Source organism: Methylomonas rivi, from assembly GCF_024505165.1.
Taxonomy (GTDB): domain Bacteria; phylum Pseudomonadota; class Gammaproteobacteria; order Methylococcales; family Methylomonadaceae; genus Methylomonas; species Methylomonas rivi.
Genome location: NZ_JANIBK010000202.1, coordinates 1 through 5,156, shown reverse-complemented (window position 1 = coordinate 5,156; position 5,156 = coordinate 1). Strand labels below are relative to the sequence as shown.

The window sequence follows — 5,156 nt, the reverse complement described above, 5'->3', positions numbered from 1 at the left end:
CCGAACAGTTGGCCGCCAGCCTGGACCGCGCCGGCCTGACCGATAAAGCGGCCCTGATCCAGGCCGGACTGGTCAAAGACCAGCAACAGTTTCGCTTGGCCGCCCTACGGGCCGAACAGTGCAAAAGCGCGGTGCGGCTGATCAAGGCGCTGGGCGGCGGTTATACCGACGGCGATCCTCAACCCTCCGGCCAATAGTTTCGATATGCAGCGCACAATCCGTCCCAAGGAAATCATCCGGCAACGCAACTTCCGCCTGAAACTGGTGCTGTTGGCCCTGGTTTCGACCGGCCTGGGTTTTCTGGCTTTCTGGTGGACTGCCAACCGCGGCTGGGTAGCCACCGACGATGCGTTTGTGATGGGGCATTTAATTACCCTTAAGGCGCAAACCGAGGGCACGGTGACCGAAATATTGGCCGAAGACACTCAACTGGTTCGCAAAGGCGATGTGCTGGTCAGATTGGACGGCGGCCATGCCCGAATCGCCCTGCGCCAAGCCGAGGCCGAACTGGGCGCTACCGTGCGCGATTTAATTACCTTGACGGCTAAAGTCGAAACTCTGCGGCAGCGCGCGCTGGCCAAACAAGCCGCGCTCGGCCAGGTCCGGCACGATTTGGCCCGCTTTAACGCCGCCGCGTCGGACGGCGCGGTGTCCGGCCAACAACTGGAAAACGCCGCGGACAAGATCAGGGAACTGGAAGCTTCGATTCGCGAAACCCGGGCCGAGCAAGCCGGTGCCGAAGCCCAGTTACGGCACGCCGGTATCGACGACCATCCGGCCGTCGAAAAAGCCAAGAGCCGCTTGCGCCATGCCTTTCTCGACTACCGGCGCCGCAACGTGGTGGCGCCGGTATCGGGTTACGTGGCCCGCCGCAAGGTCGAAATTGGCGACACGCTGAAACCGGGCTCGCCGTTGCTGGCCATTGTGCCGCTCACCCAATTGTGGATAGAGGCCAATTTTTTGGAAACCCAGATTGCCGGCATCCGTCCGGGACAAGCCGCCGAGATCAGGGTCGACGCTTACGGCGGCGATGTGATTTACCACGGCCGGGTGCAAGGCCTCGCCCCCGGTACCGGCAGCCGGTTTGCGCTATTGCCCACCGACAATGCCACCGGCAACTTCATCCATGTCAGCGAGCGCCTGCAAGTACGCATCACCCTGGAGCCGACGGAATTACAGGCCCATCCGCTGCAACCCGGCCTATCCACCCTAACCCGCATACAGCTCAAGGAAACAGGGCGGCCGCCGCTGGCCTCCCTCGCCGACACCGAAAGCGAGGCTTACCGGACCGACGTCTATGACCGCGAATTGGAAGGGGTGGAACAACTGATTCAACAGGTTATCGCGCAAAACAAATCCTGAGCGCGGCGCAAGCGTTCGCGCGGGACGGCCACACGCAGTTGACAGCTTCATTGCCGCATACCGCATGGAAAACCGCTTGGCGCCGCTGCATCCGGACAAGTGTTTTCAACCGTTTCAGCAGTTTTGGGGGCTACGGACGATTTAATGGGGTATTCTCAAAATAGCGGCGGTTTGATGACTAAGGTTGCATTTTTTACGACCCATCCCATTCCGGGAGAAAATAATTTTTAATTCATGCGCACCATCGCTAAAAGCACAATCAAGAAATTCCAAATGCAACCCGATCGATGTGGAGTTGAATGTAGGGTGGGCACATGCTGTTCGTGCCCACGCGGAATTGTTTCAAAAAACGGCGGACACAAAAAACGTGCCACCCATCTGCTTGTAGAATGCGGTTCTCGAAAAATTCAAGGCTTGATTGGGAAGGGCGTGATCGGCTTGTTACGACCCTAAGCTGACAAATATGATTCAATTTGCTGTGACAGCAAAAGGCAAATAAGCTGTCATTCAAGATGAATGATTAGTTTGAGTTATCACACATTTCGAATGTCAACATTCTACGGGGCTGGTGCGGCTACACTGATTTATCGAATATATCCGTAGGAGAATGACGCACTTGATGCGGTTCGTACCTCACAGCATCCGGGCTAAGAAATCAGAAAACGCTATCTCCGCAACAACTGTCTTTCATTTGGATTTTCTCGTATCCAATAGTAATTGATAGTTATTTTGTAACTTAGACAAACCAGGATGATCGTGTCCGTTGTGCTCCTTGAATTTCTGCAAAATTTCCAAGGATTTTTGGAAATAGGATTCGGCCTCCGCCTGACGGTTGGTGACCAGTAGCAACTGCGCTAAGTTGCTCAGGCCGATAGCAACGTTAGGGTGCTCAGGACCGAAACTTTGTTGGTCGATCTCCATCGCCCGCCGCATCAACGGTTCGGCTTCAGCAAAACGGTTAGTGACTCTCAGCAGTTGTGCCAAATTGTTCAAATCACGAGCAACGTCTGGATGCGCCGGGCCGAAGCTTTGTTCATCAATGACCAGTGCCCGCCGCATCAGCGGCTCGGCTTCCATCAGGCGGTTAGTGGCCTGCAGCAATTGCGCAAGATTGTTCAGACGAATAGCAACATTAGGATGCTCAGGACCGAAACTTTGCTCGTCTATGGACAGCGCTCGCCGCATCAGCGGTTCGGCTTCTGCCAGCCTGTCGGTGATCTGCAGCAATGCTGCGAGATTGTTCAAACGAGTAGCAACATTTGGATGCTCATAACCAAGGCTGTGCTCGTCGATGGCCAGCGCTCGCCGCATTAGCGGTTCAGCTTCTGCCAGCCTGTTTGTGGCCTTTAACAACTGCGCAAGATTGTTCAGACGAATAGCAATATTAGGGTGCTCAGGACCGAAGCTTTGCTCATCTATGGACAGCGCTTGCCGCATCAGCGGTTCGGCTTCCGCTAGTCTGTTGGTGGCCTTTAACAATTGAGCCAAGTTATTCAAGCGAGTGGCGAATTCTACGTGATTCGAACCATATATTTTCTCGGCCAATCCTAAAGAGCGCCGGTAGAGCGGCTCAGCATCGACATTTCGCGCCAAACGGCGTAATGTCAACCCGGCCTCATTCAGAAAATCAGCTAACTGAGCGCTTTCGGGTCCATAAACTTTAGCTATGCGCGCGACTTCTTGATGTAAGGCTGTCGAATCTTGTACCAAGGCCAGTAGTTTCAGGTCATTCTGTTCCTGAAACCCTGCGTTAAATTTCGGCGACAGGTAAGCTGGGTCTATAATAGAGCCTGCGTCGGCCAAACGAGAATTCAACAAACGGGCCAGCGTGGTGTATGCCAGACCCGGCAAATTGGAATCGTTAAGACTGTGGGTCAATACAGGCAATGGCTCACCGAAGGAAAAGCGGGTTACATGTGGTACTCGGGTTTTTTCGAGATACTGCCGTGGCGTAAAACCTTGCGGAAGCCAGGATGCAAATAAGGGTTGCAAGGTTTGGTCGAATAGCTTCAACCAGCTTTCAGCCATATCCACTTCGTCTTCTCCGCACCAGCGCGACAATAGCGGTACCACTGTGAGCGGCGCCCGGTCGAAAGCAAAGTTGCGCCGAGCGCGCTGAGCAGCATCGATAATCTTTAAGCCATCGTCAAGTGATTGCTGATTGGCGGTAAAGACTAGCACCAGCAGATCAGGCATTTGTACTGTGCAAATCCCGCCACTATCGGTCAAACCAGTACGAGCGTCTATCAATACAAAATCGTAGGCCAACGCCCATTGCTCGCGTAATGCTTCCAGCCAGTTAGCACCACTATGTTCGGCAAAAAAACGATTCCAGGAAAATTCAGCCAAACGTGTACTGTAAGAGTTGTCAGAAAAACCGGATGACAGCAAATGCAATTGGCCTGGGGTGGGTGGGCTTAAAGTGCGGAAACTTGGCTCTGCCATTGGCACACTTATGTGACACAAACGGGATTGCCAATATTCTGCTTGCGGCGTGCTGGGGCAGGCCAATTCCAGCAGCCCTAGTAATCCAGAATAATCCAATGCCGGTTGGACATTTAATTCCATGATTTCCGGATGGTCAAAATAGCGTTCCAGGCCTGGCGCTTCCAAATCCCAATCAACCATGAGCACATTACGTCCCAGTCTAGCCATTTGCACACCGACATTGGCCAAGGCCATAGTACGACCTACTCCACCTTTCCATGAATAAAATGTAATTATGGCACCGCGTGCGGCTGTCAATGACATTCGATTAATCCTTAAAACGTGAGCTTGGGTGATACAGTGGGGGGTGTAGGACGCTTTGCAACAAATTGCAAGGGCTCGACATGCTGATTATTGAGCGAAGCTTGGTAAAGCTGATCGAATCTTTCCTGATATTGTGCGATCCATTCATCTTGAAACACAGGCGCTTTACTAATCGCACTTGCAATAGCCGGAGCCAATTGTCCCATTGCCTTTGAAAACTCTTGATAATCCGCCGTTGCTTCATTAATAAACGCCACACGGAATTTTGCCATATCGGCGGGCTGTATCCGTTTGGCAATCTCTGGAATAAACTGTCCATCGTGAACGACGACTGGAATCACCAACGGTTGATAGTTTGGTTTGCCAGTTGCTGCTTGTTGAGCGCGAGCCAACATCAAGTCAAGTTCGTGCAAGCACCAGTCACTGGCAAAGTAATCGCCGGAAAAAATGGCTACCATTACTTTTGAGGTTGCCAGATGTTCACCCAGTGCGTTTATCCAGTCGGCACCGACCTGAATACGCTCGTCGACGAAAATGTCCGGCTCTATTTGCAGTTCCTGTTGCAAATAGGCTTTGAGCAGTTTTTTAAAATGATCCCGGGTCCAGGGTGTCCACAACTCTTGGCGGCGGTAGCTGATAAAAACATCGTGTTGGTAGGTCATGCCTTGGTTTCGTCGGTTAGATACAGCCGTGAAGTTTACTATGTTTATGCAAGTGAAGATAATGCGGAACGATCCTAATCGAAGAGATCAAGGATCTGCCGAACAACGTGAGGCTCATCATTCACGATTAGTGCGGTTCGTAATCTCACAGCCCCCTACGCTTGCTATCGGCTGGACAGCTACCATAGACAATTTGTTTCGTCTGGCGGCAATTGGCCGTAGTAACGCAGTCATAATGTCAATTTGCTTGCCGAATACCTGAATTATTGGAATTGGATATTGAGCCCGACAGTCGGGTTATGGCCGTTGATCTGGTTTCCACGGCTAGCTTGGAAACCCATACGGAGCGTTAACTACCGGCACGCATCCCCAGGCGCGAGC

Annotated in this window: 3 protein-coding genes and 1 pseudogene; 2 read left to right on the top strand and 2 right to left on the bottom strand. The window is 52.5% G+C overall.

Features of this window, described 5'->3' with window-relative positions:
• Both NP596_RS19620 and NP596_RS19615 read left to right on the top strand, forming a co-directional pair.
• A pseudogene (locus NP596_RS19620) lies at nt 1-197 on the top strand (efflux transporter outer membrane subunit); the annotation flags it as partial.
• Nucleotides 198-204: 7 nt separating this feature from the next.
• Nucleotides 205-1,362 carry an HlyD family secretion protein gene (locus tag NP596_RS19615; protein WP_256617093.1) on the top strand — a complete coding sequence of 386 codons (1,158 nt, stop codon included), beginning with the start codon at nt 205-207 and terminating at the stop codon, nt 1,360-1,362.
• A gap of 687 nt (nt 1,363-2,049) precedes the next feature.
• On the opposite strand, the gene NP596_RS19610 is transcribed toward NP596_RS19615, so the two are convergent.
• Entirely contained in the window at nt 2,050-4,113 is a 2,064-nt protein-coding gene (locus NP596_RS19610; RefSeq protein ID WP_256617092.1) for a tetratricopeptide repeat protein, read from the bottom strand.
• An 11-nt stretch (nt 4,114-4,124) separates the two neighbouring features.
• The gene (locus NP596_RS19605) at nt 4,125-4,775 is read right to left on the bottom strand and encodes a TIR domain-containing protein (protein ID WP_256617091.1); all 651 of its coding nucleotides are present in this window, start codon (nt 4,773-4,775) and stop codon (nt 4,125-4,127) included.
• Nucleotides 4,776-5,156: the final 381 nt, after the last annotated feature.